Genomic DNA, 25,115 nt, shown 5'->3' with positions numbered 1-25,115 from the left:
ATTTAGGGAGCCCCGGACTGCTTATATAAAGATACGCCCTCAGGCCTTTCCCAGCGCCTGGAGGACTTTATCGGGCGTTGCCGGCGGGTCTACCCAGACGCCGATGGCGTTGTGGATGGCGGTGACGACCAGATGGGTGTTGGCCATCGAGTGGCTGATGCCGTTGGCGCCGTAAGCGCCGTTGCCGGAGCGCGTTTCCAGCAGCTCGCGGTCAACCTGGGGGACGTCGAGCATTGTCGGCTTTTTGTAGTCGATCATGTTGCTGTTGAGCTTGACGCCGGTGCGCTCGTCGTAGACATAATCCTCCAGCAGCTGGCAGCCCTGGCTGAAGTACATAACCTGGTCGATCTGGCTCTCCAGCGAGGTCCGGCGCATGACCTTGCCCGGGTCCACCACCGCGCCGAAGCGGAGAATCTCCACCTCGCCCGTTTCCGTATCCACCGCCACCTCGCAGTAGACGGTGTTCATCGTATCGAGAATGAGCCCGTTGGCGCCGGTCAGCCAGGCGGCCAGCGGCGGCCGTCCCGAATAGGTGGCGACCAGCTCCCGATTCGTGGCCTGCGCCAGGGGCGCAGATCTCTCGGGATCGGCTTTTACAAAGATTTTGCCGTCCATAATATCGAGGTCTTCCGGTTTGCAGCCCTTGAAGGGGCCCGGCTCCGGAAGCGGCGTACCCTGGAGCGGCGCCATCAGTATGAGAGGCCAGCTTTCGGCGTATTCAACGGCGGCTTCAAGAATCTGCTTTTTCAGGATGTTGGCGCATTCCTTCATGGCCCAGGAGGAGGCCGTGGTGCCGTCCGAGCCGCCGCCGACGGGCGAGAATTTTGCCCGGTAATCGAAATCGACCCTGATATCCTCGTATTCGAGGCCCAGCTCCTCCGCGACGACCATGGCGTTGGGCTCCACCATGTAGGCGCCGAAAACAGGGCCCTGCGTCGGCATGTGTACCACGCCGTCCCGGAATTCCAGCTTGCAGGCATAGCCGGAAACGGAATGGCGCACGCACAGCTGATACCGGAAGCTCGCGCCGTGCATTCTTCCGTCAGGCAGCTTTTTGGTCGTGGCTGGATGCCAGTTCCAGTCCATGAGCTTCTTACCCGCCGCCACGCACGCCTCAAAGCTCGGGACGGGGTTCGGGTCGTCCTTGGAGGCCGGGCCGTGGAGGTTTGTGCGCGTGACGTCGATGGGGTCCTTGCCCAGCTTTTCGGCGATGAGGTAGATGGCGACCGTGACGACGTCCCAGTTGAAGGGGCAGTGCTGTCCAGTGACCCACATGGTGCTGCGGTTTGAATCGACGATCTCCATCTGCTGGCGGATATTTTTACATTTGATCGCGTTGTAAGGGCCGTGCTTCAAGTCGCCCACATGGCCGAAGGAGGAGCTGCCCCAGATGCCGCCGTCCGAGACGGAGTGGTCGTCAATGGCGGTGATGAGGCCTTCCTTTGTGAAACCGACCTTCAGGCGCATATGGCGCTGCTGCATAATGACGGAGTCAAACGTCTCCTCCCGGGACATGACGCAGCGGACCGGGCGCCCTGTCCTTTTTGCCAGCAGCGGCGTGATCTCCTGGGATCGCCGCAGGCCCCAGTCACAGTATTTGCCGCCCATGAACAGGCCTTCCTGTACGACGTTTTCCAAAGGCGTATCATACATGCGGCTGATGGGCAGCCGCTCGCGGACGGCGCCCTCAATGTGCAGCGTTTCGCGCTCGCCGCTGTAGCTGTCCTTTGACCACCATGCCACGGAGCCGTATGGGTTCGGCACGTGGGAGGCAAAGGCAGGTATGGTCATGTCGTATTCCACGATATCGTCGGCCTGCCGAAAGCCTTCCTCAATATCGCCCCAGCAGACGTTTGAATAGGCGACGTTGCCCTTTTTGGGCGGATTGGGGGGCGCGTTCGGGTCAGGCGCGCCGAAGACCGGCGTGGACCTGTCCTGCGGCCGGATGACAAAAGCGTCCTCCCGCCTGCCTTTTGAGAGATTCACAACGTGGGGGAGCACCTCCCACTCCACGTCGAGACGGCGGAGCGCTTCCTCGCAGATTTCCTCGGATTCCGCCACGACAATAACGGCGACCTCCGTGCCCTCCTGGTCGGCGATGTTATCCAGCCACGGCCGCAGGGTGCCCCAGTGCTCGCCGTAGCTGACGAGGTTTTTGACATCCTCGTCCTCCCAGGTGACGATATCCGCCACGCCGGGGAGCGCCCATGCCTTCGCCGTGCCGACGCGCAGGACCTTGGCGTTGGCATAGGGGCTGCGTAGGAACTTGGCGTGGAGCATACCGGGCAGCACGTAATCGATGCCGAATTTCGCCACGCCCGTGGCGAGGGCGTAGGATAAGACGCCGGGGAGGTTTGGTTTCCCAACGACTCTGAAGTTTTCGCGTTGACCGTTGACGCCAGCTAAATCAGCCATAAAACGCTCCGTTCGCCGCGATAAGACGATAAGCCCCGATGCTCCGGGGTATCGGTATGTATCGCGGCCGCCGCTTTACCGGCGGGCGGCACGCCGTAATTTCACGTTTTTCTTCATAGTACAAGAGATGCCCGAAAATAGCAAGTATTCACGGCCGCATAAAGCCGCCAAACGGGTTAAATTTGGCGGGCGGCCGTGATATAATGAATTCCATGAATTCATTATATTGCGCGTGTAAGCGCCGCGCGCTCGCGCGCTTGGATTTAAGGCCTCGCGCTCTCCGAGCGCGAATGGCCATATATCATAGCTAAAGCTATGATATAATAAGGACAGGCAGCGTCCGCCCACAGGCGGACGGACGATATTACAGTTATTTTAAGGAGGCAATGCGATGAAATTCTGCTGGAGCACATTGAGAGTAAAGAACCTGGAGGAATCGATCAAATTTTACTCGGACATCGTCGGACTTGAGGTGGTCAACAGATTCAAAGGCGGGCCCGACACGGAGATCGCGTTTTTAGGCGCGGGCGAAACGAAGATCGAACTCATCTGCAGCGGGAGCGGCGATGTGAGCGTCGGGGACGACATCTCCTGGGGCTTTGAAGTCGAGTCGCTGGACAAATCCCTCGCGCTTGTGCGGGAGAAGGGCATCAAGGTCGAGGGCGGCCCCGTTCAGCCCAACCCGCACGTCCGCTTCTTCTTCGTAAAGGACCCGAACGGCATGAAGATACAGCTGGTGGAGAATATCGCGTAAGCATAAGCAGATCAAAAGGCGGCGCTCTCACAGGGCGCCGCCTTTTGATTGTTTATTGTATGATGCCCCGCGCCAGCTTCCAGGCGAGGACCCGGAAAGCGGCGTGGTCGACCGTTTCAGCGGGCAGGGTGCCGGCTTGGGCGGCGGAGAGGAGAGACTGAAAGGCGCTCTTGTAGTCCTGCAGCAGGAGCATGTCGTTTCCGGCCAGTGCCGCCGTGACGACGGGGTCTCCGGCGCCCGCGTCATCCTTGACGGCGTCCATGGACAAATCGTCCGTCATGATGATCCCCGTAAAGCTCAGCGTCGTCCTCAGGATATTGTGCACCGCCGGGGAAAGCGACGCAGGCACGCCCTTGTCCATGCAATTGACAATGTTATGCGAGACCAGCACGCTCTCGGCCCCGGCGGCAATGCCGCTCTCAAACGGAATGAAATCGCTGTCATAAAATTCGCTGAGCGGCCGGTCGTCCACGGCGGCGCCCGTGTGTGTGTTCACGTTGCCGCCGTATCCCGGAAAATGCTTCAGCGCGGAGGAAAGCCCCGTGTCCCGCGTGGCCGCCACCACGGCCTGGACATAGTCGCCCGTCGCCGGCGCCGCCTGGCCGAAGGTCCGGGCATAGATATAATCCTTGGGGTTCGTGGAGATGTCGGCCACCGGCGCGAGATTCATATTCAGGCCCAGACTTTTCAACAGGGCCGCTTTTTTCTGCGCGTCGGCGCGGATGGCCGCCATGCCGCCGCTTTTGTACACGGCCTGGGGAGAGGTAAATTTGTGGGCGGCCAGATTCTTGTTGCCGCTGATTCTGACCACGGTCCCGCCCTCTTCGTCGGTGGATATCATCATCGGGATTTTCGCGGCCTTCTGATAGTCGCCGATCATTTTGACCACGCCGTCCGCCGTCTTACCCTGAAAGTCGGCTTCATATAAAACGAGGCCGCCGGGCTGATAGCTTTTGATGAAGCCGGCGGCGTCCTCCTGAGGGCAGCGCACCAGCAGCATCTGTCCGATCTTCTCTTCCAGCGTCATCGACTGCAGCATGACGTACGCCGCGTCATAAAAGTCCTCGAAAATGCCATGGTCCCGCCAGCCCGCCGGGATAGCGGATACCGCTTCCGACGACGACGGGGAAGGCGGTGGCTCGGGAGACGGGGAAAGCGAAACGGCGGGGCTTTGGGCGGTGCTGGCGCCTGTCGCGGAGGCGCCGGGGGTTTCGTCTGCCCGGCGCGCGCCGCAGCCGGCCGGCAAGGACAGCAGCAGGAGCGCCGCCAGTACCAGTGCCGGTACGCGGAATGCGTAAAAACCTTTTTTCATTGTTGCCTCCGTCAGTCGTGTTTCTGAAGTATATTATACCAAGTTTTGACGCGTCTTTACACATTCGGCGGCAATGTCGGAGGAGACACCCGCGGCGCCGCGGCATATGAGTGTATTGAGCCGTCTGCATCATTCAAATAAAGGAGACATGGCGCATGGAATACGTTTATGCGGTAAACAAGGAGGAAAAGCCTGTTTCCGGCAGTTCGCCGTCCGGCCGGGAAGAGAAACCGAGCGCCAGAAAAGAGAAGAGGCCTTTGACAAATGAGGAGCTGGAGCTGCGTGAAAGAATGAAGGAAGAAGAGGCCCGTCTCCGGGCGCAGTTCATGTTCGGCTGGTATTATTGATTGTGTCCTGCGCGTATCGCCGCCGCCTGGCGCGACCGCGCGAAAAGCGGAAGAAGAGAAAGGTCGTCGATGAGCATCATTATCCTCTCAATCATACTATCCATCGGCTATTTGATAAATCGCTGCAAGCGAGCGATAAAAAAGCGCCTCGAAATGAGGCGCTTTTCCTATGGCCGGGTATAGGCGCTTTCCGTTACGAACGCGCACCAGTTATCGGCGTATTGCAGCAGCAGGGTCAGGGGCGTCTCGTGCCTGGCGACGCTGCGGTTGTCTTCCACATACTGCCCGTCGTGGTAGACGATGGCCTGCGCCTCCTCTTCGGACAGGGGCAGGTGAGGGAGCGCCAGATACAGGCTCCGGACCGGAACGCTCAGATACGTCAGATCATTGTTGAACCGGTACGGCGCCCAGCCTGGGTGCCCGTACCGGTTCTGGCGTTCCGCCGGCAGACCGGCAAGATACTGGGGGCTTCCGGGCATGCCCGCCTTGCCGAGATCGTGAAGCAGGGCCACGATGACGCAGCTTTCGTCCGAAATGCCGGGCGCCAGGGCGTCCTTTATTTTCAGCATCGTCTCCGCCACGTTGCAGGAGTGCTCCAGCAGGCCGTGCTTTTTTGACAGATGAAAGCGCGTACTGGCGGGGGCCGTCAGCCATTCCGTTTTGCTTTCAATAAAGTCGCACAGGGCCTTAAAAGCGGCTTTCCTTTCGACAACCTTTTCTTTCAGGGCGCCATACCGCCGCATCAGCTCGGCGGCGGCTTTTGAATCTTTCGGCACAATTCATCACATCCTTGTATTTTTCCCGGCGGGGAATGGAGAGGGCGGGTGCCGCCGCATGCAGTTATTATTGCCGCCGCGGCGGAAATTAAGGCAGCCAAGCACATCCGCCCGGTATATAATCGAGGTAAAATATGGCCAGGCAAGAGGAGAAATCCACATACTTTAAATAAAAATACCGGCAGCCAGCTGATGGGATATCCGCTGACTGCCGGTATCTGTTCAAAGCCGTTTACAAAATTCGCTTGTATCCTGCAAAGCTTTACGATATTCAAATACAGAATAAAATGCTGACGGCAAGCACAAAGCCGTTCACTCCGCCCGGCGGAGGGCGACCTCGACGAGGTTGGAGTGCTGGGGATTGCCCTTGGCCAGAGGGGTGGGGCGCAGGGTGGTCAGGACGTTGATGCAGCCGCCCAGGTCGGTCCCATCCAGTCCCGGCCTGTACCAGGCGCCCTGCGGCATGGCCACGGCGCCGGGGACGATCCTGTCGGTGATGTGCGCCTTGAGGTACGCCTTGCCCCGGCCGTTCCAGACGGACACCTCGTCCCCGCTGGTGACACCCCGGACAGCGGCGTCCTCCGGGTGCATCCAGAGCACCTGCTCTTCTCCGGCGTCCAGGGGATCGGCGTGGAAGTGGATCGAATGGCAGCGCGTCTTCATGTGCCAGGCGATGAGCTGCAGCGGATACTGCGCGCGCTTTTCGTCCGCCGGCCCCTCGAAGCTGGGGACGTACTTTGGAATAGCCGGGATATCGTCCGGCTGGCTCATATCGTGCAGCCGGGGAGAAAATATCTCAATTTTCCCCGAGGGCGTCGGGAATGGATGGTTTGCCGGGTCGCGGACCTCGTTTTCAAACGCCACAAAGCTTTTGTTGTTTTTATACTGCCAGCCGCCCGACTGTTTAAACACGTCGTAAGGCGGCAGTTCTTTTTCTTCCAGGCGGACCTCTTCGTAGCTGCCGCGCAGCCAATCCGCCGCCGTTGCGTGTCCCTTGGTAAAATCCCCCTTCAATCCAAGCCGCCCGGCCAGCTCGCTGAGCCAGCCGTATTCGAAGCGTGATTCAAAGAGCGGCGGAACGGCCCCGCTGTTGTACAGCAGATAGTTGCCCTGGTCCCACGGCGAACAGATGTTTTCCGTCTCAAACAGGGAGGTGCCCGGCAGGAGCAGGTCGGCAAATTTCGCGCTGGGGGTCATAAAGACGTCAGAGCAGACGATAAACTCGCAGAGCGAGTCGTCCGCCAGTATTTTTGCGGTGGCGTTGACGTCGCTGTGCTGATTGAGCAGCGCGTTGCCGGCCAGATTAAAAATCATTTTAACGGGTGCGGGCAGGTGCCCGGCGCCTCGGACGCCGTCCTTTGCCGTCAGCGCCGTGCCTCGGGCGACAGCATCCGTCCAGAGGAAGGACGGGATGGACAGACCCAGCGGATTCGCGGCGATCCCGGCGGATGGCAGGCGGTGCTGGCGGACGTGTCCCAGCCCGGCCGCGTTGCCGCCCCGCACGCCCACGTTGCCCGTCAGGCAGGCGAGCATTATGAGGCCCCGGACGGCCTGCTCGCCGTTGCCGTGGCGCTGATAGCCCAGACCCGGCAGCAGCGCCGCCGGCTTGCTGCGCGCGTATTCCCGCGCGAGCCCCGCGATGACCTCGGCGGGGACGCCGGTGATTTTCGATGCCCACGCCGGCGTTTTCGGCACGCCGTCGGACCGGCCCAGGCAGTAGTCTGCATAATTTTCGGCGTCTTTATAGCCCTCGGGCATATGGCCGCGGTCAAAGCCCAGGCAGCAGGCGTCCATGAAGGCCTGATCCTGCAGGCCCTCCGTCAGGATGACGTGGGCCATCGCGTCGATGAACGCGCCGTCGGTCGTCGGGCGGAGGCCGATCCACTCGTCGGCGTACAGCCTGGCGGAGTCGCTGTACCGCGGGTCGACCGCGATGATCCGGACGCCCTCCTTCCTGGCGCGCATCAGCTCCCGGCGCGTCATCGGATTGAAGATCGTCTCCAAAGGGTTGTGCCCCCAGAGGATGATGAGTTTTGAATCCGGGAGCGTGTCGGAGGTGCTGCCGGTCTGCAGCGTCCCGTAGACGTAGGGCGTTGCGATTTCGGCGCAGGCCGAGCTGTAGGTGTTGTACAGTCCGAGATACCCGCCGTCCAGCGCCAACAGGTGCCGCGCCAGCTTGTCCCCGCGCATAACGCCGGCAACGCCGGTGGCATAGTTGACATAACGCGAAGCGGGGCCGTAGCGGTCCTTGATGTCCTTCATTTTAAAGGTCAGAACATCCAGCGCTTCGTCCCACGAAATCCGCTCAAAGCGGCCTTCGCCGCGCCGGCCGGCGCGCTTCATCGGATAGCGCAGGCGCGACGCGTTCAGGTACGTCTGCCGGTAACCGGCGCCGCGCACGCAGGGAAGCTGCGCCTCGCCGGACACTTCGGGCTTCTGCCTGCCGCCGTCGAGGCGCAGGACGGCGCCGTCCTGCACCCGGGCGTAAAACAGGCACCGCCCGCCGCAGTTATTCGTCCCGGAGACCGGTACCCGCCTTAACGGCGGCTCTTCAAGCTCTTCCGGGCCTGCGATATCAAACAAAGCCGATAGGAATTCTCTATCCTCCGGGAGCTGGACTGGCGGTACAGACGTCCGCGCCGACCCCAGAAAGGACAGGTCCGCCCGGAGAAACGCCGCGAAATAGTCACTGAGGGCCGCCCAATAGCCGCCGGCCATTTGTGCCTGAAGCATGCTGCGGAAAGACTCCCCGAAGGTGCGCAGGTGCGCGCGGAGAAACTCCTCCTGATCGTTAAAAGAGTCCGTGCCCGCCGTGATCAGATGGTACATAAAGGCGGTCTCAACGCCGATATGGTCCTCCAGCTGGCAGGACGCCGCGCGGAGCCTGACGCCCCGGCGCCTGTAGTGCTGTTTGACGCGGCGCGTCGTCTCGTTCAACAGGACGCCGCGCTCGATAAAGGACGATTCCCACAGCGGCAGAAACCGCCCGTCCGTACCCTCAAAGAGCGCGGAATACTCGCCGCCCAGCGCTGCCCAGCCCTTGTCGTCCAGCGCCGCCGCGCCGGAAAGCGCTTTGCAAAGCGCCGCCACGTCCGGCCGGTCATCCCCGGTCTGCGCTCCGGCGGCCACGCTCAGAAAGTGCCGGACCAGCGCCCGGCTCGGTTTATAAAGAAACGACAGGGCAAAAAATCGGTAGTGCTCGGCCCTGTAATCTATAACTGATTTCGATGGATGCGCCATGAAATGTCCTCCCGGGAAAATGCAAGCCAATATAGCGACACACCGCCGCCGGGACGAATTCTATATCCGCCCGTTCCGGTATATGCTTTTACTATTCAGTTAAACCGTAAAGCGCGCAAAAGTCAAGCATGGACCTTGCCCTCATTATTCTTGAATATCAGGCGGCGGGGCGTATAATGTACTTATTATACCAATTTAAGGGAGGAAGCATATTTATATGGAACCGAGGACAAGGGCGCGGGCCTCGGCGGAGGAGACGCAGCGGGAGCGGGACAACCGCCGGGTTGCCTGCAGGGCGGCCGCCGAGAGCATCGTGCTGCTGGAAAACAGCGGGGTATTGCCGATGGTGCCCCAGAAGCTCGCGCTGTACGGCGCCGGGGCCGGCATGACCGCCAAGGGCGGCACAGGCAGCGGCGAGGTCAACGAGCGTCATTCCGTCAGCATCCTCGAGGGGCTGGAGAAGGCCGGCTACACCATCGCCACGAAAAAGTGGCTGGACGATTACCGGCGCAGCTACAGAAGGGCGCTTTTAAAGGGGCTCAAATCCGGCGCGCTTGGGGAGGAGGACCTCCGGCGCTGCTGCCGCAATGTGCTGAGCAGCATCCTGCGCAATGCGCCGGCGGCCGAAGCGACCAAAGCTCCGGCGCGAGACCCGGGGTAGAAGCACAGCCGCGATGTCATAAAAACGCGTCGTCCGACGCGCTGAAAGGAGAAGAGCCATGATTCAAAGCAAGCTGTTTGTCGATCTGCTCGACGCACCGTATTCCCGCAGGGGCTCCTATCTCGCTTTTGCCAACGATAACGCCGGGGAAAACCTGTTCGGAAAATGCACGCTCTGGCTGTGCAACTGCAGGATCCTCGGCGGGGGCGTGGAAAGCTTCAACACGCCCAACGGCTTCCGCCAGGTGAAGCTGGAGGCTGTGAAGAATGGGAAGGCGCTGCCCTGCGTCATCTCAACGACACCCTACGAGGTGATTTTGGAGACGAACCACGGCGCGGTGCGTTTCTGTATCGGTGCGCGGCGGCTCGTTATGTGCACCAGCACAGACGGGATCAGCCTGAGGATTACGCCGACGCTGAAGTTCCTGTCGCCGGGCATTGTGAACCTGCTGGACGGCGAGGGCGCGTATCTTGTGGATTTCCGGGCGTCCCGGCTGCTGGTGAAGCCCCTGGGGGGTACGCTGAAAGCATATCCGGCGTATCTGGAGCTGAGCCCGGATCAAAACGGCGATATCCGGCTGGCCCTTGAGGACTTCATGGTCGATCCCGAACCGCGTCCACGGGCGGACTATCCCTCCTATGAAGACTGCGTCGAATCGGTCAAAGCGGACTTTGACGATTTTTGCGCCCGCGTGATGCCGGGTCTTCCCGCCGCCTTTGAGCCGAAGCGCCTGCAGGCGCTCTGGTACACCTGGAGCATGATCGTGGAGCCGGACGGCGAGTCGGATTATCGGCACACCATGGTGAAGATGGTGCACGGCATCTTTGAGGCGGCCTTCGTCTGGCAGCAGCCCATGCAGGCCGTCTGGCTGTCGCGGGACCCGGAGCTTGCGTGGGAGGTTTTCTGCTCCGGCTTCGACCATCAGGATAAAAACGGCCGGCTGACGGACGCCCTGGGCTTTAAGGCGCTCCCCAACGAGGGGCTGAAGCCGCCGGTGCACGGCCTCATGCTGCTCTGGCTGATGGACAACGGCAAGCTCGCCGACGTTCCCGCCGAGAGCAAGGAGCGGGTACTGGACGGGCTCATCCGGTGGACGGAGTACTTTTTCAAATTCCGGGACAAGGACAAGGACGGCCTGGCGGAATTCCAGAGCCTCATCGAAACGGGCTGGGAAGATGCGCCGTACTTTAACGTCGGCTTTCCCTGCGCCAGCCCTGACCTGAACGCGCTTCTGGCCGCGCAGATGGACGCCGTGGCAAGGCTCGGGCGGGAGGTGGGCCGGCCCGAGGCGGAGTGCGCCGCCTGGGAGGCGCGCGCGGACGCGCTGACCCGGAAAATCGTCGAGAAATTCTGGGACGGCGAACGCTGGTTTGCGTTCAATGCCGAAACGGGGCAGCGGTCGGATTCCGCCACCATCCCGCTTTATCTTCCGCTGGTGCTGGGGAAAAAGCTGCCGCAGGAGGTTATTGATAAAAGCCTGGCTTATATTTTCGGTCCCGACGGCTTCGACACGCCCTACGGCCTGGCGACGGAAAGCCCGGCCAGCGATTACTTCGCCCACGGTTTTACGAAGGGCAGCGTCATCACACCCGCTGAATTTCTCATGTGCCTGGCCTTTGAGGCCTGCGCGCGGAGCGACCTGGCCCGGGCCGTGGCGGTAAAGTACTGCGCGGCGCTCAGGGAGCACGGTTTTTTCCACATACACAACGCCCTGACCGGCAAAGAGGACCGCAGCCTGACAGCCTTTGGCGAGCGCGGCCTGTTCTGGTCGGCCTGGTCGTCCTCCTGCTACTTCTTCCTGGCCGACCGGTACGGGGCGAGGGCGTTATAAGTTATAAAATGATTGGGGGTATGTGCAGAGATATGGTTTTCAGGCGGGGAACTGTACAAACGGTCCGGAGGAAATTATTCAAAATAGGAAAGAAGTGACGGAAATGAGCGTACCCGAATTTGACAGCAGGGAACTTGTCATTGTGCGCGAAGACCCGGGCATGTGGGGGCTGCCCCCAACGCCGGTGTACTCCTATCCGTGCTCCATGAAAGAGGCAATGAAGGCGGCCTACAGAAAAGAGCCTTACTGGCAGATGTTCGGCGTCGACCAGAAGATGATGACGCCGGCCGTGATCCCCGATAACGCCGCCCGGGCGTTTGTGTTCGAGGCCCAGAAATTCGAGCCGGTCACGGACGGGACCGTGCCGGATATGTTCGGCATCGAATGGGAGTTTGTCCCGGCCGTCGGCGGTTCGATGGTGCGCCCCGGAAAGCCCTTTGCCGAGGACGCGGGCGCGCTGCTTCAAAAGCTCGTCTGGCCGGACCCCGCCGCGTGGGACTGGGAGGGCAGCGCCAAAGCAAATAACGAGACGTACTTAAAAAGTGAAAATTACAACACCATTACGTTCCTCACCGGCTGGTTTGAACGGCTGATCTCCATGCTGGACTTTGAGGGCGCGTTGATGGCGCTGTACGACGAGGACCAGAAGGACGCCGTGAACGAGTTCTTCGTCAGGCTGTCCGATCTGTACATCGATATTCTGGGCCGCTGCATCGAAGCCTATCCGGAGGTGGACGGGTTTTCCATCCACGACGACTGGGGCTCCCAGAAGGAGACGTTTTTCTCCCCGGAGCTCTGCGCCGAGATGATCGTACCGCACATGCGCCGCGTGACGGACTTCCTGCACGGCAAGGGCAAATCCTGCGACTTCCACTCCTGCGGGCAGAATCTTCGCCAGGTGCCGAACATGATCGCCGCCGGCTGGGACTCCTGGTTCCCCCAGACCATCGTCGACACGCAGAAGGTCTACGAGCTGTACGGTGATAAAATTCTCGTCGGCGTGGACCCGAAGATCAGCAGGGAGAACAAGACCGACGAGGAGCTGCGCGCCGAGGCCAAAAGCTTCGTCGACAGATTCATGCAGCCTGGCAAGCCCTGCTTTTTCCACTACACAATGGATTGCTGCACCCGCTCGTTTCGCGATGCGCTGTACGAATACTCGCGCAGGAAAGCGGCTTCGGCAGCGCGCCAATAAGGACATTCGGCAAAAAACGGGCTGATAGATTTCAGCCCGTTTTTGATATATTGACTTCTTCTTCACAGCCCGTCTCGGCACTCGGCTGCCGCGGGCTTCCCTTGCCCACCAGCATGGTCTTCAGCCGCTGGAGCGCGTCGTTATATTTCAAAGACCGCAGATTTGGAAAGGCCTTGACGAGGCGCATGTTTTGAATGCGGCTCAGGCTGAACAGCGCTTTAATGCGATCGTTGTAAAAATCGCTTTCCTCAAATCTGCTCAGCAGAGCGTCTCTCAGCTCGCCGGCCCATCTTGTATGGGGCTCCAAAAAGCCGTTGATCGCCGCCTGTATTTCCTTCAGCCTGTCGTTCAGCTTCACGAGATGCCGCACAGTCACGTATAAGTCCGCCAGGACGAGCACAAACAAACCAATCGCCAGGGCAAGCTGCAGCCAATCCGGCAGCCGGTCGATCAGGCCGCCGGCAAGAGGGTGGATATATTTGATCAGCAGCACGGACAGCGCCCCGAAAACAACGGCGCCCAAGAGACTGACCCGGCCCTTCAGGTTGAACCGGTATTTTGAATAATCCCACCATTTCGCGTTGAACAGCCTTTCAAGCAGCACGGCGGTGATATATTCGACCGTACAGGTCAAAAGCATGCCGGCAAGGTACAGGACGAGGACATTGTCCGTCCTGTGGTCCAGTACGAGGATGGAGGCCAGGGCGCCAAAACCGTACACGGGGCACAAGGGGCCGTTCAGGAAACCGCGGTTGACAAGGCGGCGGTCATGCAGCGAGCAGACGGCGGACTCGTAAAACCACCCCAGAAAACTGTAGGCGATAAACCATAAAAAGTATTTTACCGTCATTTTCAGCCGGCGGCGGTTTCCGCTTCAACAGCTATTTCAGACTCTTCGGCGTGTACCGCGCAGCCAGCGCACCCGGCGCACCCGGCGCAGGTGTGGGATTCGCCCCACAGCCGGTCCGCGGTCACGGCCCATTTTTCCGCGGCGCTCATGCACTTGCCGCCAAGTCTTCGTACGTCTTCCGGCGCGCTGAAATCGGTCGACGCCGCGCCGGCTGCTTCCACCATCTCTATGAGACGCGTCGGATTATCCAGCAGCGGGCAAGGGCGCAGGTGGTTGCCGTTGAAGGGCTGATTTTTATGGTATTGCATAAACAAGGGGGATTTCAGCGCCTCCAGCAGCGTCTTTTTGTAAATGCTGGAGTCGGCGTAGTGGATAAAAGCGCAGGGCTCGATGTCGCCCGCGGCGTTGATGTGCAGGTATCTGCGTCCGCCGGCGATGCAGCCCTGGGTATATTCGCCGTCGTTCCAGAAATCCATGGTGAACAGCGGCTTTGTCTGGCGGAAATGGCGGATCTGCCGGTACATGAACTCGCGCTGCTCCGGCGTTACCATCAGATCGGGCACGGCGTGGGCGCCCACCGGCATATAGGTAAAAAACCACGCGAATTTCGCGCCCTGGTCGACGAGGAAATCAAAAAATTCCTCGCTGCCGATCACCTCGGTGTTATACCGCGTATAGCAAAGGGAGGCGCCAAAGATGAGTTTTTTCCGCTTGAGGAGCGTCATCGCGCGGACGACCGCCTGATATGTGCCCTCGCCCCGGCGAAAGTCGGTCGCCTCCTCAAAGCCCTCGATGCTGATGGCGGGAATGAAATTTTTAACGCGCAGCATCTCGTCGGTAAAGGCCTCGTCGATCAGCGTGCCGTTGGTGAACGCGAGAAACTGGCAGTCGCTGTGCTTTTCACAAAGGCGTATGATATCGGCTTTGCGTACGAGCGGCTCCCCGCCGGAGTAGATGAAAAGATATACCCCCAGCTTTTTTCCCTGACGGATGATGTCGTCCAGCGTTTCATAGCTCATCGACAGCTTGTTGCCGTATTCGGCCGCCCAGCAGCCGGTGCATTTGAGATTGCAGGCGGAGGTGGGGTCCATCAGGATCGCCCACGGGATGTTGCAGCCGTATTTTTCGCGGCTGGCCGCCTGTAAAGGGAAGCCGATGAAGTTTTCGTTCAGTATGAAGTTATTAAAAAAAGCCCGCCGCACACCTGGGGCGACGTCAGGCCACATGCTGAGAATCAGTTTGTACCAGTTGTTGTTTTTATCTTCGATGGCCGCACGGCATGTTTTGCGCTGTTTTTCCATGGTATTCTTTCTGTCCATGCGGTCTACCAGATTCATAAGTCTGGGAATATTCTTTTCGGGATTGGAATTCAGATAGCCATATGCCAGCTTCATTCCCGCGGTACCGATTATCTTGTTCATGATACGGCCTCCAATTAAAATTATCTATGGTGAAGTGTACCATATCGAATTTTATGAGTATTTAGACAAAAGTAGCATATGTAAAAAAACTTGACATATGCGGCTGTCTGTCAATAGAGACCGTTTCGGCATCGGGATATATTTTATGATATAATAAATTCTAAAAATTCATTATATCGTGCATGCGAGCGCTGCGCGCTCACGCGCTTAGATTTAAAGGCCTCGCGCTCTCCGAGCGCGAACGGCCATATATCATAGCTTTTTAAAGCTATGATATAATGAATTCCAGACATTGAAAAAGCGATGATTATTTCGTTTTTCGAAAGGAGCTGGCTGATGTTGGAGATGGAACACCGGCTTGTCAGGCAGACGATCAATATTGCCGTCAGCAAGGCGATGGAGGATATGAAAAGCAATACGCGGCGAAGCATCAGAAATCTGATCGATCTGGGTCTGCTTTTTTCAAACGGCGAAAACCAGGAGTGGTTTTTCAATACGGCGAAAAAAATCGCCGCCAATCCCGGGAACCCTTACAACGCGCTGGTGGCGCGGATGGTTTCCAACGTGAATAACGACGCGATTAAAAAGGTCGGCCTGAATCTGGGCTACAGCAGCCTGATCTACGGGGCCGGCAAGCTGCGAAAAAAGCGGGATTCCTTTGGGCTGCCCCTGCCGTGGCTTTTGATATTCGACATTTCCGACCCCGGCCCCGATTATTTTCATCAGATGGGGCAGCTGATAAAAGAAGGGCGGGAGCTGGGGATTTATACCTATATCGCCTGTCCGCAAAACAAGGGCGACATCCCCGCCGTATGCGATATTGCGAAAAGCTTCGAGGAATGCCTGTTCATCTTAAAGGTATCCGCCGCCCTGATCTCTGAAAAAACAGCGGAAGCGCTCGGGAAAATCCATAACGCGGTGGTCTCCGTACAGTCGGACGGCCCGGATTTTGACCGCGGAGATATTGGCGAGGCGCACCGGCTGCTGAGAAAAAACCGCTGCCTGTACGGTTACCATGTCCGCTACAATGAGGACACCGCAAAGCTGGTGACCGCCCCGGAATATATCGGCGCCGCCATCGGCACCGGCAGCCTTTTCGGCGTGTATATCGCCGAGGAAGGCGTCCCGGAGGCGTGCAGGGATGCCGTGTACGACTTCGCCTGTCATACGCGGGGAGAGCGGGGGCGGCCCCTGCTCACTTTCGAGTGGCAGCGCGACATACAAAATATCAACCAAAAGATTTTCTCCGACGGCGGCAGCCTGCCTGCCAACCTGACCCAGTGGCTTTACGGCGCGTACATCAGGGCAAAAGACGTGCTGACGAAACCGTTGCTGGAAATACTGCGCGGTATGCGGCCCTGCGGCGCGGACTAAAGGTCCGGCGTGGCACGATCCTCCGCCGGCGTCTCCCCGGGCTGCCCCTCCAGCTCATGAAGAATGCTCCCGTCAAAGATGCCGCGGAGCTTCGCGATATACGCCCCCGGGTCCTCCTTCATGCCGTCGTTGGCCCACCGGACCATCATGCCGACGCAGGCGGTCGATATGAATTCCACGACGAAGCCCCATTTCTCTTCCGTGAATTCCCGGCGGTGGGCGTTTTCTATGACGGATATGGAGATATCGCGGATATAATCGTGCAGATATTCCTGAAAGGAATTTTGCCCGGTGGTGTTGAGGGCGTTGATATAAAATGCCTTGTTCTGCTGCATATAACGGCACAGATCGGCCAGACCGTCCATCCAATGCTCCACATTGCCGCAGGTACTGATGAAACGAGCGGCCTCGGTATAATAAATCCAGTTCATCAGGTCATACTTGTCTTTGAAATGATAATAGAACGCCTGCCTTGTCAGTCCGCAGTCATCCACAATATCCTTCACGGAAATTTTGCCGAAGTCTGTCTTTGTCATCAGCCTTTTTAAGGCTTCGGCAAAAGCCAGCCTCGTTATATTTGAATCGGACATGAAACCCCCTCCCGTTATGAGAGCGCCTGAGAGAAATTTAGCATAACCTCCCGCCGCTGTCAAACGCCGAGGCAGCGTTGCGCTCTGGCCTATCGGCGTTTTTTTCTCTTTATTTTATTATGAAAAAAGAATATAATATCTGAATCAGCCTGGTTTTTCTCTTGTAAGATATCGAAAAGCGCCCGGCGCCAAAGGCGGCCGGAAATTATGAGGAGGGAAATGCATGGGGAATAAGCTGACGTTTACCATGGAAAATTATCTTGAAGCGGTCTATGAGCTTTCAAATGAAATAACCGGCGCACGGGTATCCGATATCGCCGAGCGGCTGGGCGTTACAAAAGCCAGCACCAACAGCGCCATGGCGACGCTGTCCGACAAGGGCCTGATCAAAAACGAAAAATACGGCGAGATTTTCCTGACGCCGGAGGGGCGGGAGCTGGCCGAGTTCACCTCGAATAAACACCATACTATCCAACAGTTTTTTATGGATGTGCTCAAATTGGACTTCAACACGTCCGACACGGACGCCTGCGCCATCGAGCATGTGATCAGCAGCGACTCCATCCGCGCCATGCAGGAATTTATGAGCGCGTACAGGAGCACTCAGGCACCGGCGGCGGAATAGGTCTTTCGGCGGCGATACTGTCTTGACAAACGGGATAGGGTTTGCTATTATGTAAATGTTAGAAACCTCTAACTTAATGTTAGACAATTCTAACATTAATCCCTGCGGCAGGGCAATTGAGAAAACCGTAATGCCTTTAAAGGAGGGCGTGGATGGAGCAGCTTCTCGTCAGATATTGTTCTCCGACGTTGGCGGGCATCAAGACGGCAGGATTATTCAATTACGCCTTTTCGGACAAGGACGGGTTGGAGCGGAGCCTCGCGGCATGCGGCCGCCTGCTGAACGGCAAAGGGGTCTTCATCGAGGCGCTGAAGGTCGAGGGGTTCCGCGCCCTGCTTTACGTCTACAGGAAATCGCGGCTGGAAGAGGACCTGCGAAAGGACGGCGTGCCGGAATTCCTGTCCCGGTACGGATATCGTTCCGGTGCTGCCGCCGATTGTCTTGCGCATTTAAAGCGCCGCTTTGACGCCGGCGGGGAATTCCCTCATGAAATTGGCATCTTTCTGGGCTATCCGCTGGAGGATGTCACAGGTTTCATCGAAAACGCCGGCCAAAACAGCAAATGCATCGGCTGCTGGAAGGTTTACAGCGATGAATATACGGCGACGGCGCTGTTCGAGAAATATAAAAAGTGCCGGTGCATCTACGAAAAAATGTTTTCCTGCGGCAGGTCGGTTTCACAGCTGACCGTTGCCGCCTGATCAATAATTTCAACGAAAAGAGGTAATTTTCATGGGTAAAATCGCGGTCGTCTATTGGAGCGGCACGGGTAACACCGAAAAAATGGCCAGCCTTGTCGCCGAGGGCGCAAAGGCGGCGGGTACCGAAATCACAATATATCCATCGTCGGAATTTTCCGCCGGTTTGATGGATTCATACGACGCGGTCGCGTTTGGTTGTCCGTCCATGGGAGCCGAGCAGCTGGAGGAGACGGAATTCGAGCCGCTGTTTTCTTCTTGCCGGAGCAAGCTGCGTGGCAAAAAGATCGCGCTGTTCGGCTCCTACGGCTGGGGCGACGGAGAATGGATGAAGGACTGGGAGAAAATGTGCGCCGACGACGGCGCGATTCTGGCCGGCGAGAGCGTCATATGCAACGAAGCGCCCGACGAGGAGGCGAGCAAGGCCTGTGTCGCGTTAGGCAAAGCTCTCGCGTAGCTTGCCGGCGAACCCGCCGGCCCAAACTGTCGGAAAAGGCTGGATTCTGGCTGGCGGCGGATTTCATTTCTGCCGCCAGCTGCTTTCAAAGCCGGCGAAGCGGGCTTTTCTCCGGCTGTTCAGCGCCGCCACTTCAGCAGCAGGGAGGAATTGATGATCACGGCGACAGAGCCGGCGTTATGTACGAGCGCGCCCAGAACCGGGGTCAGTATCCCGGAGATCGCCAGGATGATGGCGACGGCGTTCAGCGCCATGGAGGCGGTCAGGTTGATCCTGATGGTCCGCATCGTCTTTTTCGCCAGCTTCAGCAGATGCGGGATTTCCCGGATATCGTCGCCCACAAGGACGATATCGGCCGCGTCGATGGCGATGTCGCTGCCGATGCCGCCCATGGCGATGCCCACGTGGGCGGCTTTCAGCGCCGGCGCGTCGTTGATGCCGTCGCCCACCATGCAGACGGGCTCGCCGCCCTTCTGATACGCTCGGATCGTTTCCAGCTTATCCTCCGGCAGGCAGCCGGCGCGCATGTCCGCGATGCCGGCCAGGCGCGCCACATGGGACGCCGTTTGCGGCGCGTCGCCCGTGAGCAGAATTGTCTGAACGCCGGTTTGATGAATGGCCTCCACGGTTTTTGCCGCGTCGGACCGCAGCGTGTCGGACAGGGCCAGCATGCCGGCGGCGGTTTTGTTCCGCGCCAGGTAAATCACGGTGCTGCCCTCCGCCTTCGCCTCGGCGGCGGCCTGAACAAGCGCCTCCGGCAGGGGGATATCCTGTTCCGCCATCAGCGCCTCGTTGCCGGCAAATATCTCCTGATTGCCGACGGCGGCGTACACGCCGCGCCCGGCCAGCAGGCGGAAATCCTCCGGCTGCGCCGGCAGGCGTCCGCCAGTCTGCCTGTAATAATCGACGACGGCTTTGCCCAGCGGGTGCTCAGAGCGCAGCTCCGATATGGCGGCAAGTCCCAGCAGCGCGTCCTCGTCCAGCGCCGGGTCGCAGCTCCGGATTTTTGTCACGGCGGGCTTGCCGTAGGTGAGCGTGCCGGTTTTGTCAAACGCGATGCGCCGGACCTGCGCCAGCCGCTCCAGGGCGTCTCCTACCCGGACAAGAATACCGTATTTAGTGGCGTTGCCGATGCCGGCCATGATGGCCGTGGGCGTGGCCAGCACCAGGGCGCAGGGGCAGAATACGACCAGTATGGTCACCGAGCGGATGATTTCTCCGGTCGCCAGCCATGTGACGAAGGCGGCCAGCAGCGCGGTGACCACGATCCAGGTCGCCCAGCGGTCGGCGATGCCGACGATTTTCGCCTTTCCGGCGTCGGCCGATTCCACCAGCCGGATCATCCGCTGCAGGGCGCTGTCCTCCCCGACCTTCTGCGCGACCATATCGAAGGTGCCAAATTGATTGACCGTTCCGCTGTATACCTCGTCGCCCGCGCTCTTGTCCACCGGCAGCGACTCGCCCGTCATGACCGATTGGTCGATGGAGCTTTGCCCCGCGACGATGGCGCCGTCCACGGCGACGGTCTCTCCGGCAAGCACCCGGAGAATATCGCCGGGCTTGACCTCCTCGGCCGGAACGACCGTTTCCTCCTCGCCGCGGACGACTCTGGCGACAGTCGGCGTCAGATGGACCAGCTTCTCGATCCCGGCCCGGGCCTTGGCCACCGTCCTGCTCTCCAGCCAGGCGCCGAGGGCCATGATAAAGGCCACCTCGCCGGCCGCGAATACCTGCCCGATGGCGACGGAAGCGATCAGCGCGATGGAAACAAGGACGTCCGCCTTGATATCGAATTTCGTGACAAGGCCGACAACGGCCCCCTTGACGATCGGGATGCCGCACAGCACAATGGCGAGCCACGCCGCGTCCACGGGCAGCTTTCCAAGGTCAAAAAAGCTGACGATCAGCGCGGGCAGGGAAACGGCTAGAAACAGGACGGTTCGTTTTTCCTCGTCCTTAATCAGATCAGGCATTGGTCCAACTCCTTCGGTATACATATGGGGGTATATGTATTATACCTATGGGGGTATATGCTGTCAACAAAAAAAGGCAGCCGCTCCCGCCGGAGCAAGCTGCCTCTTGTTTCTGTTCTTTAATTATGTCATTCTTGAAAAATGCTCGATAGCCTTTGCAAAATCCGCGATGGTTTTGTCGGCGTCGCCGTGCTCGATACCCTCCCGGACGCAGTGGTTCAGGTGGCCTTCCAGAACGACCTGCCCCACTTTCTGCAGGGCGCTTTTCGCCGCGTTGATCTGTATCAGTATGTCTTCGCAGGGGAGATCCTCGTCGATCATTTTGTCGATTGCCTTGATCTGCCCCATGATTTTATTCAAGCGTTTGTGCAGGTTGTCGGAATCCATACATTGCCGCATGCCTGTACCTCCTTTGATACCCGTAGAGGTATAAAAGTACTATATCATTTTATGGTTGCTTCGTCAACAAAACAATCCCCCGGTTGTCCGCCTATTAATTTTGACTATTTTTTAAAAATTTTCATGGGGCGGGATAACATTATTGACAAATTTATATTTTCCCGGTACATTCTATTGACAATCCTGAGAAGTAAGACTATTCTAACATCAGGACGGTTAGTTGATGCTAACCAGCCGCAAACGATTTAAACCGACGCATTTTGGGAGTGATATTTTATGGCGATGAATTATGCAGTGTCTCATGCGGGCCTTCGTTCCGAGGCGTGCGATGCGCCGGCGGAGTTTTCCCGTTCCCCGGTACCGCTGAGCTTTGTGAACGCCGGCGACGTTGTTCATATCAAAACGATCCGCGGCAAGGACGAAACGCGGCGCTTTCTTGCAAACATGGGCTTTGTGGATGACGCCGAGGTCTCGGTGATATCCGAGCAGAGCGGGAATGTCATCGTGAGCGTCAAGGGGACCCGGATCGCGATCAGCAAGACGCTGGCCAGCAGGGTTTTAACCGTATAAATATAGCGAGGGGGAGTATCAGATGCGGACTTTGAAAGAAGTCAAGTGCGGGGAAACGGTTTCGGTGACGAAGCTCGTAGGTACCGGCGCGCTGAAGCGCCGTATCATGGATATGGGGCTGACAAAGGGCACACAGGTCTACGTGCGCAAGGTGGCGCCTTTGGGCGATCCGATCGAGATCAACGTGCGCGGCTACGAGCTGTCGATCCGCAAAGCCGAAGCGGAGAATATCGAGGTGAACTAAACGCGCCGTATCGGCCCGTTTTTCAGCGCCGCCAATGGGTTTAGCTTTCGCTAATCCCATATTTTCAGGCCAGCGGTTAGCATATACTAACCGCTGGCCGGGGCGGCCGCGATATGATAACGCGAAAGACGGCCTTGTGATGTGGATTAAAATGGAGGAGGATAGGTTATGCCGATAAAAATTGCGCTTGCCGGCAACCCGAACTGCGGCAAGACGACCATGTTTAACGACCTGACCGGCAGCAGCCAGTACGTGGGCAACTGGCCGGGGGTCACCGTGGAAAAGAAAGAGGGAAAGCTGAGAGGTCACAAGGACGTGATCATCACGGACCTTCCCGGAATATACTCGCTTTCGCCGTATACCCTGGAGGAGGTCGTCAGCCGGAACTATCTCATTAACGAGCGCCCGGACGCGATCATCAACATTGTTGACGGCACGAACCTGGAACGGAATCTTTACTTAACGACACAAATCGCCGAGCTGGGGATCCCAATGGTGATTTCGCTCAATATGATGGACATCGTCAAGAAATCGGGCGACAAGATCGACGCGCAGAGGCTGGGGGAGGCTTTAGGCTGCGCCGTTGTGGAAACGGCGGCGATCAAGGGCCACGGCTCCATGGAGGCCGCCGAGAAGGCCATCGAGCTCGCCAAAGCCGCGCAGGGCTCCACCCACCAGCACAAGTTCGATAAACGGGTGGAGGACGCGCTTTCAAAAATAGAGGACTGCTTCAAGGATGTCATAGAGCCCGGGCGGGCGCGCTGGTATGCCGCCAAGCTCTTCGAGCGGGACTCCAAGGTGCTGGAGGCGCTGCAGCTGCCGCCCGAGCGGAGAGACGCGCTGGAAGGCATTATCGTCCCGGTGGAAACGACGCTGGACGACGACAGCGAGTCCATTATCACGAACGAGCGGTATGAATATATCGCCCAGCTCATCGGGAGCGTCCTGCACAAAAAGCCGAGAGCGATGTCGACCTCCGACCGGATCGACCGGATCGTCACAAACCGCTTTCTGGCACTGCCGATTTTCGCCGCGATCATCTGGCTTATCTACTACGTTTCGGTGACGACGGTCGGCTCGATTGTTACAGACTGGACGAACGACACCCTGTTCGGCACGTGGATTACAAACGGCGCCACAGCCGCTTTGAATGCCGTCGGCGCGGCCGACTGGCTCACCGGTCTGATTGTGGACGGCATCATCGGCGGTGTCGGCACGGTACTCGGCTTTGTGCCGCAGATGCTGATCCTGTTCTTCTTCCTTTCTATCCTCGAGGATTCCGGTTACATGGCGCGCGTCGCCTTTATCATGGACCGGCTGTTCCGCCGCTTCGGCCTGTCGGGCAAATCCTTTATCCCGATTCTGATCAGCTCCGGCTGCGGCGTCCCGGGCATCATGGCCACGAGGACAATTGAAAATGAAAAAGACCGCAAAATGACAATCATGGTAACGACCTTTATGCCGTGCGGCGCCAAGCTGGTAATCATCGGCATGATCGTCACGACGTTTTTCGCGCACTCCATGTGGATCGCGCCCGGCATGTATTTTTTGGGCATCGCAATGATCGTCATATCTGGCATCATCCTGAAAAAGACGGCGATGTTCGGGGGAGATCCGGCACCCTTTGTCATGGAGCTGCCGCCGTATCACCTTCCCTCGCCGAAGGGCGTGCTCATCCATATGTGGGAGCGGTCGAGAGCGTTCATCGTCAAGGCCGGAACCATTATCTTCATCGCCAGCGGACTCATCTGGTTCCTGTCGTCCTTCAGCTGGAGCATGCAGATGGTTGAAAGCGCGGACGACAGCATGCTTGCCGCGATCGGCCACGCCATCGCCTGGTTCTTCATGCCGCTTGGGTTCGGTACATGGAAGGGCGCGGTTGCCACGATCAGCGCTCTCGCGGCCAAGGAAAACGCCATCGGCACGCTGGCTGTGCTGAGCGGAGTTTCCGATCCCGAGAATACCCAGGCTCTGATGGACGGCATCAGTTCCATGTTCACACAGGTCGGCGCATTCTCCTTCATGCTCTTCAATCTCTTCAATCCGCCTTGCTTTGCGGCCATCGGCGCCACCAGCAGGGAGATGGGAAGCCTCAAGTGGACGATGCTGGCCATCGGGTATCAAGTCGCTTTGGGCTACGCCCTCGCGTTTATCGCCAATCAGCTTGGCAGCGTCATTTTTGCCGGCGCAAGCTTCGGCGTCGGCGCGGTGATCGCTATATTGGTCATAGCGGCGGTTATCTTCCTGATGGTACGTCCGGCCTCACGCCGCAAGGCGGCGCCGCGGCTGCCGGAGCTGGCCCATAAAGCCTAGTATTTGTCATCGGATATCGCCGGTAAGGAGGCTATATCATGAGTATACCGACCATTATCATCAGCATTGTTCTCCTCGGGCTCTTTTCACAGGCAATCAGATTTCTCGTGAAAAACGGCGCTTGCGCGGCGTGCGCTGAAAAAGGTGCCTGTCATTCCGCCGGCGAGGATGCCGCGTCCTCCGCCTGCGGCGGAAATTGTTCGGCCTGCCGTTACCGCGAAAGCGAATTAAAAGCGGCTGCAAAACATCAGGCAGGCCAATAGACACAAAAACACACATTCGGGTTACGGTTCATTCTGCGCCCGGCATTCAAACCGTTTCTGGATGCAAAGCCGGATGCTGTGGCAGCATCCGGCTTTGCGCAATTTCAGTTATTAAGGAAAGGTGGAGCTTATGGCAGCAACCATAATTATCTGCGTGATCATCGCCGCCGCCGTGGTTTTCGGCGTGCTGCGCTACAGAAAAAATCTCCGTTCGGGCTGCTGTGGGTCCGGCAACGACCCCGCGCCGAAAAAGCTCAGGGTTTCGGACAGCGATTTGAGCCATTACCCCTACGAAAAACTCGTCAACATCGACGGCATGACTTGCCGCAACTGCGTCACCCACGTCCAGAACGCCCTCAATTCGCTGGACGGCGTCTACGCCAGGGTGGACCTGGGGCGGAAGCAGGCCGCCGTCCACATGAAGGAGGAGCTCCCCGATCAAACGCTGCGCAAGGCTGTCGCCGATGCCGGCTACACAGCGGGACATGTCTGCGCCGTCTTGCGGCCGGGTGAATCATGAGCCTGATTATTGTCGGCGGCCATGCGTGTATGCACTGCCGTTACAGGGAGCTGTGCCAGAAAAGAGGACATACCGTCAAGGTCTATACGCAGATGACCCCGCAGCTGAGCAAACATATCGGCAGCGCGGACGGGATCATCATTTTCACATCCACCGTCTCGCACACGATGGTGGAAACCGCGGTCAGCGCGGCAAAGCGCAAGGGCATCCGTGTCCTGCGGTCGCACAGCTCCAGCGCATCCTCGCTGTCGGAGCTGCTGAATAATATAGAGAACGCTGGCTGAAAC

The 25,115-nt window shown here is 58.6% G+C and carries 24 protein-coding genes; 15 read left to right on the top strand and 9 right to left on the bottom strand.

Annotated features, from left to right (window positions below; all coding sequences use genetic code 11):
- Positions 1-39 precede the first annotated feature (39 nt).
- Positions 40-2,415: a xanthine dehydrogenase family protein molybdopterin-binding subunit gene (locus tag BUB60_RS09160; protein WP_073077998.1), complete on the bottom strand. Its 2,376-nt coding sequence runs from the start codon at positions 2,413-2,415 to the stop codon at positions 40-42.
- A gap of 391 nt (positions 2,416-2,806) precedes the next feature.
- Between BUB60_RS09160 and BUB60_RS09155 the strand changes: the two genes are divergently transcribed.
- Positions 2,807-3,169 carry a VOC family protein gene (locus BUB60_RS09155; protein WP_073077995.1) on the top strand — a complete coding sequence of 121 codons (363 nt, stop codon included), beginning with the start codon at positions 2,807-2,809 and terminating at the stop codon, positions 3,167-3,169.
- A 52-nt stretch (positions 3,170-3,221) separates the two neighbouring features.
- On the opposite strand, the gene BUB60_RS09150 is transcribed toward BUB60_RS09155, so the two are convergent.
- Complete coding sequence (locus tag BUB60_RS09150; protein WP_073077993.1) at positions 3,222-4,481, bottom strand: glycoside hydrolase family 3 N-terminal domain-containing protein; 1,260 nt, start codon at positions 4,479-4,481, stop codon at positions 3,222-3,224.
- A gap of 155 nt (positions 4,482-4,636) precedes the next feature.
- On the opposite strand from BUB60_RS09150, the gene BUB60_RS09145 reads away from it, so the two are divergent.
- Positions 4,637-4,828, top strand: a complete 192-nt coding sequence (locus tag BUB60_RS09145; protein ID WP_073077990.1) for a hypothetical protein — start codon at positions 4,637-4,639, stop codon at positions 4,826-4,828.
- A 167-nt stretch (positions 4,829-4,995) separates the two neighbouring features.
- Here the strand turns inward: BUB60_RS09145 and BUB60_RS09140 are convergent, their stop codons facing one another.
- Positions 4,996-5,604, bottom strand: a complete 609-nt coding sequence (locus BUB60_RS09140; protein WP_242941177.1) for an HD domain-containing protein — start codon at positions 5,602-5,604, stop codon at positions 4,996-4,998.
- Positions 5,605-5,916: 312 nt separating this feature from the next.
- Entirely contained in the window at positions 5,917-8,844 is a 2,928-nt protein-coding gene (locus BUB60_RS09135; RefSeq protein ID WP_084726365.1) for a DMSO/selenate family reductase complex A subunit, read from the bottom strand.
- Positions 8,845-9,061: 217 nt separating this feature from the next.
- Between BUB60_RS09135 and BUB60_RS09125 the strand changes: the two genes are divergently transcribed.
- The 3 genes from BUB60_RS09125 (at position 9,062) to BUB60_RS09115 (ending at position 12,531) form a co-directional block, all read left to right on the top strand.
- Entirely contained in the window at positions 9,062-9,505 is a 444-nt protein-coding gene (locus tag BUB60_RS09125) for a glycoside hydrolase family 3 C-terminal domain-containing protein (protein ID WP_073077988.1), read from the top strand.
- Positions 9,506-9,563: 58 nt separating this feature from the next.
- Positions 9,564-11,336 carry an MGH1-like glycoside hydrolase domain-containing protein gene (locus BUB60_RS09120; protein WP_073077985.1) on the top strand — a complete coding sequence of 591 codons (1,773 nt, stop codon included), beginning with the start codon at positions 9,564-9,566 and terminating at the stop codon, positions 11,334-11,336.
- Between the two features lie 103 nt (positions 11,337-11,439).
- Entirely contained in the window at positions 11,440-12,531 is a 1,092-nt protein-coding gene (locus BUB60_RS09115) for a uroporphyrinogen decarboxylase family protein (RefSeq protein WP_073077983.1), read from the top strand.
- Between the two features lie 31 nt (positions 12,532-12,562).
- Here the strand turns inward: BUB60_RS09115 and BUB60_RS09110 are convergent, their stop codons facing one another.
- Together BUB60_RS09110 and BUB60_RS09105 are read right to left on the bottom strand one after the other, a co-directional pair.
- Positions 12,563-13,381 (bottom strand): putative ABC transporter permease, encoded by an 819-nt coding sequence (locus BUB60_RS09110; protein WP_073077981.1) that lies wholly within the window; start codon positions 13,379-13,381, stop codon positions 12,563-12,565.
- Between the two features lie 2 nt (positions 13,382-13,383).
- Complete coding sequence (locus BUB60_RS09105) at positions 13,384-14,802, bottom strand: radical SAM protein (protein WP_073077979.1); 1,419 nt, start codon at positions 14,800-14,802, stop codon at positions 13,384-13,386.
- Between the two features lie 336 nt (positions 14,803-15,138).
- Between BUB60_RS09105 and BUB60_RS09100 the strand changes: the two genes are divergently transcribed.
- Positions 15,139-16,176: a hypothetical protein gene (locus BUB60_RS09100; RefSeq protein ID WP_073077977.1), complete on the top strand. Its 1,038-nt coding sequence runs from the start codon at positions 15,139-15,141 to the stop codon at positions 16,174-16,176.
- On the opposite strand, the gene BUB60_RS09095 is transcribed toward BUB60_RS09100, so the two are convergent.
- Complete coding sequence (locus BUB60_RS09095; protein ID WP_073077975.1) at positions 16,173-16,766, bottom strand: TetR/AcrR family transcriptional regulator C-terminal domain-containing protein; 594 nt, start codon at positions 16,764-16,766, stop codon at positions 16,173-16,175. The genes BUB60_RS09100 and BUB60_RS09095 overlap by 4 nt on opposite strands.
- Positions 16,767-16,989: 223 nt before the next feature.
- Between BUB60_RS09095 and BUB60_RS09090 the strand changes: the two genes are divergently transcribed.
- The 3 genes from BUB60_RS09090 (at position 16,990) to BUB60_RS09080 (ending at position 18,546) form a co-directional block, all read left to right on the top strand.
- Positions 16,990-17,391, top strand: a complete 402-nt coding sequence (locus BUB60_RS09090) for a metal-dependent transcriptional regulator (protein ID WP_073077973.1) — start codon at positions 16,990-16,992, stop codon at positions 17,389-17,391.
- 152 nt (positions 17,392-17,543) lie between these two features.
- Complete coding sequence (locus BUB60_RS09085; protein WP_073077971.1) at positions 17,544-18,092, top strand: DUF3793 family protein; 549 nt, start codon at positions 17,544-17,546, stop codon at positions 18,090-18,092.
- Between the two features lie 31 nt (positions 18,093-18,123).
- Positions 18,124-18,546: a flavodoxin gene (locus tag BUB60_RS09080; protein WP_073077969.1), complete on the top strand. Its 423-nt coding sequence runs from the start codon at positions 18,124-18,126 to the stop codon at positions 18,544-18,546.
- 119 nt (positions 18,547-18,665) lie between these two features.
- On the opposite strand, the gene BUB60_RS09075 is transcribed toward BUB60_RS09080, so the two are convergent.
- Together BUB60_RS09075 and BUB60_RS09070 are read right to left on the bottom strand one after the other, a co-directional pair.
- Positions 18,666-20,519 carry a heavy metal translocating P-type ATPase gene (locus BUB60_RS09075; RefSeq protein WP_073077967.1) on the bottom strand — a complete coding sequence of 618 codons (1,854 nt, stop codon included), beginning with the start codon at positions 20,517-20,519 and terminating at the stop codon, positions 18,666-18,668.
- A 123-nt stretch (positions 20,520-20,642) separates the two neighbouring features.
- On the bottom strand, positions 20,643-20,918 hold the full coding sequence (locus tag BUB60_RS09070) for a metal-sensing transcriptional repressor (protein ID WP_073077965.1): 276 nt from the start codon (positions 20,916-20,918) through the stop codon (positions 20,643-20,645).
- A 276-nt stretch (positions 20,919-21,194) separates the two neighbouring features.
- Between BUB60_RS09070 and BUB60_RS09065 the strand changes: the two genes are divergently transcribed.
- From BUB60_RS09065 to BUB60_RS09040, 6 genes are all read left to right on the top strand, one after another.
- Positions 21,195-21,488 (top strand): FeoA family protein, encoded by a 294-nt coding sequence (locus BUB60_RS09065; RefSeq protein WP_242941176.1) that lies wholly within the window; start codon positions 21,195-21,197, stop codon positions 21,486-21,488.
- A 22-nt stretch (positions 21,489-21,510) separates the two neighbouring features.
- The gene (locus BUB60_RS09060; RefSeq protein ID WP_073077963.1) at positions 21,511-21,732 is read left to right on the top strand and encodes a FeoA family protein; all 222 of its coding nucleotides are present in this window, start codon (positions 21,511-21,513) and stop codon (positions 21,730-21,732) included.
- A gap of 168 nt (positions 21,733-21,900) precedes the next feature.
- Positions 21,901-24,045 (top strand): ferrous iron transport protein B, encoded by a 2,145-nt coding sequence (gene feoB, locus BUB60_RS09055; protein ID WP_073077961.1) that lies wholly within the window; start codon positions 21,901-21,903, stop codon positions 24,043-24,045.
- Positions 24,046-24,083: 38 nt separating this feature from the next.
- The gene (locus BUB60_RS09050; RefSeq protein WP_073077959.1) at positions 24,084-24,308 is read left to right on the top strand and encodes a hypothetical protein; all 225 of its coding nucleotides are present in this window, start codon (positions 24,084-24,086) and stop codon (positions 24,306-24,308) included.
- 130 nt (positions 24,309-24,438) lie between these two features.
- Positions 24,439-24,828, top strand: coding sequence for a heavy-metal-associated domain-containing protein (locus tag BUB60_RS09045; RefSeq protein WP_073077957.1), 390 nt, complete (start codon positions 24,439-24,441; stop codon positions 24,826-24,828).
- Entirely contained in the window at positions 24,825-25,112 is a 288-nt protein-coding gene (locus BUB60_RS09040) for a DUF2325 domain-containing protein (RefSeq protein WP_073077955.1), read from the top strand. Before BUB60_RS09045 ends, BUB60_RS09040 begins: the two co-directional genes overlap by 4 nt.
- Positions 25,113-25,115 lie beyond the last annotated feature (3 nt).

Source organism: Sporobacter termitidis DSM 10068, assembly GCF_900130065.1.
GTDB lineage: Bacteria > Bacillota > Clostridia > Oscillospirales > Oscillospiraceae > Sporobacter > Sporobacter termitidis.
This window is presented reverse-complemented; position numbering and strand designations above follow the sequence as displayed.

What these genes read in the sequence shown, in the direction of transcription:
- BUB60_RS09120 (WP_073077985.1), top strand. Translation starts at nt 9,564, where the DNA reads ATGATTCAAAGCAAGCTGTTTGTCGATCTGCTCGACGCACCGTATTCC.
- BUB60_RS09040 (WP_073077955.1), top strand. Translation starts at nt 24,825, where the DNA reads ATGAGCCTGATTATTGTCGGCGGCCATGCGTGTATGCACTGCCGTTAC.
- BUB60_RS09095 (WP_073077975.1), bottom strand. Translation starts at nt 16,766, where the DNA reads ATGTCCGATTCAAATATAACGAGGCTGGCTTTTGCCGAAGCCTTAAAA.
- BUB60_RS09160 (WP_073077998.1), bottom strand. Translation starts at nt 2,415, where the DNA reads ATGGCTGATTTAGCTGGCGTCAACGGTCAACGCGAAAACTTCAGAGTC.
- BUB60_RS09150 (WP_073077993.1), bottom strand. Translation starts at nt 4,481, where the DNA reads ATGAAAAAAGGTTTTTACGCATTCCGCGTACCGGCACTGGTACTGGCG.
- BUB60_RS09135 (WP_084726365.1), bottom strand. Translation starts at nt 8,844, where the DNA reads ATGGCGCATCCATCGAAATCAGTTATAGATTACAGGGCCGAGCACTAC.
- BUB60_RS09110 (WP_073077981.1), bottom strand. Translation starts at nt 13,381, where the DNA reads ATGACGGTAAAATACTTTTTATGGTTTATCGCCTACAGTTTTCTGGGG.
- BUB60_RS09070 (WP_073077965.1), bottom strand. Translation starts at nt 20,918, where the DNA reads ATGCGGCAATGTATGGATTCCGACAACCTGCACAAACGCTTGAATAAA.
- feoB (WP_073077961.1), top strand. Translation starts at nt 21,901, where the DNA reads ATGCCGATAAAAATTGCGCTTGCCGGCAACCCGAACTGCGGCAAGACG.
- BUB60_RS09075 (WP_073077967.1), bottom strand. Translation starts at nt 20,519, where the DNA reads ATGCCTGATCTGATTAAGGACGAGGAAAAACGAACCGTCCTGTTTCTA.
- BUB60_RS09050 (WP_073077959.1), top strand. Translation starts at nt 24,084, where the DNA reads ATGAGTATACCGACCATTATCATCAGCATTGTTCTCCTCGGGCTCTTT.
- BUB60_RS09065 (WP_242941176.1), top strand. Translation starts at nt 21,195, where the DNA reads ATGGCGATGAATTATGCAGTGTCTCATGCGGGCCTTCGTTCCGAGGCG.
- BUB60_RS09090 (WP_073077973.1), top strand. Translation starts at nt 16,990, where the DNA reads ATGGGGAATAAGCTGACGTTTACCATGGAAAATTATCTTGAAGCGGTC.
- BUB60_RS09080 (WP_073077969.1), top strand. Translation starts at nt 18,124, where the DNA reads ATGGGTAAAATCGCGGTCGTCTATTGGAGCGGCACGGGTAACACCGAA.
- BUB60_RS09085 (WP_073077971.1), top strand. Translation starts at nt 17,544, where the DNA reads ATGGAGCAGCTTCTCGTCAGATATTGTTCTCCGACGTTGGCGGGCATC.
- BUB60_RS09060 (WP_073077963.1), top strand. Translation starts at nt 21,511, where the DNA reads ATGCGGACTTTGAAAGAAGTCAAGTGCGGGGAAACGGTTTCGGTGACG.
- BUB60_RS09155 (WP_073077995.1), top strand. Translation starts at nt 2,807, where the DNA reads ATGAAATTCTGCTGGAGCACATTGAGAGTAAAGAACCTGGAGGAATCG.
- BUB60_RS09100 (WP_073077977.1), top strand. Translation starts at nt 15,139, where the DNA reads ATGTTGGAGATGGAACACCGGCTTGTCAGGCAGACGATCAATATTGCC.
- BUB60_RS09105 (WP_073077979.1), bottom strand. Translation starts at nt 14,802, where the DNA reads ATGAACAAGATAATCGGTACCGCGGGAATGAAGCTGGCATATGGCTAT.
- BUB60_RS09115 (WP_073077983.1), top strand. Translation starts at nt 11,440, where the DNA reads ATGAGCGTACCCGAATTTGACAGCAGGGAACTTGTCATTGTGCGCGAA.
- BUB60_RS09125 (WP_073077988.1), top strand. Translation starts at nt 9,062, where the DNA reads ATGGAACCGAGGACAAGGGCGCGGGCCTCGGCGGAGGAGACGCAGCGG.
- BUB60_RS09045 (WP_073077957.1), top strand. Translation starts at nt 24,439, where the DNA reads ATGGCAGCAACCATAATTATCTGCGTGATCATCGCCGCCGCCGTGGTT.
- BUB60_RS09145 (WP_073077990.1), top strand. Translation starts at nt 4,637, where the DNA reads ATGGAATACGTTTATGCGGTAAACAAGGAGGAAAAGCCTGTTTCCGGC.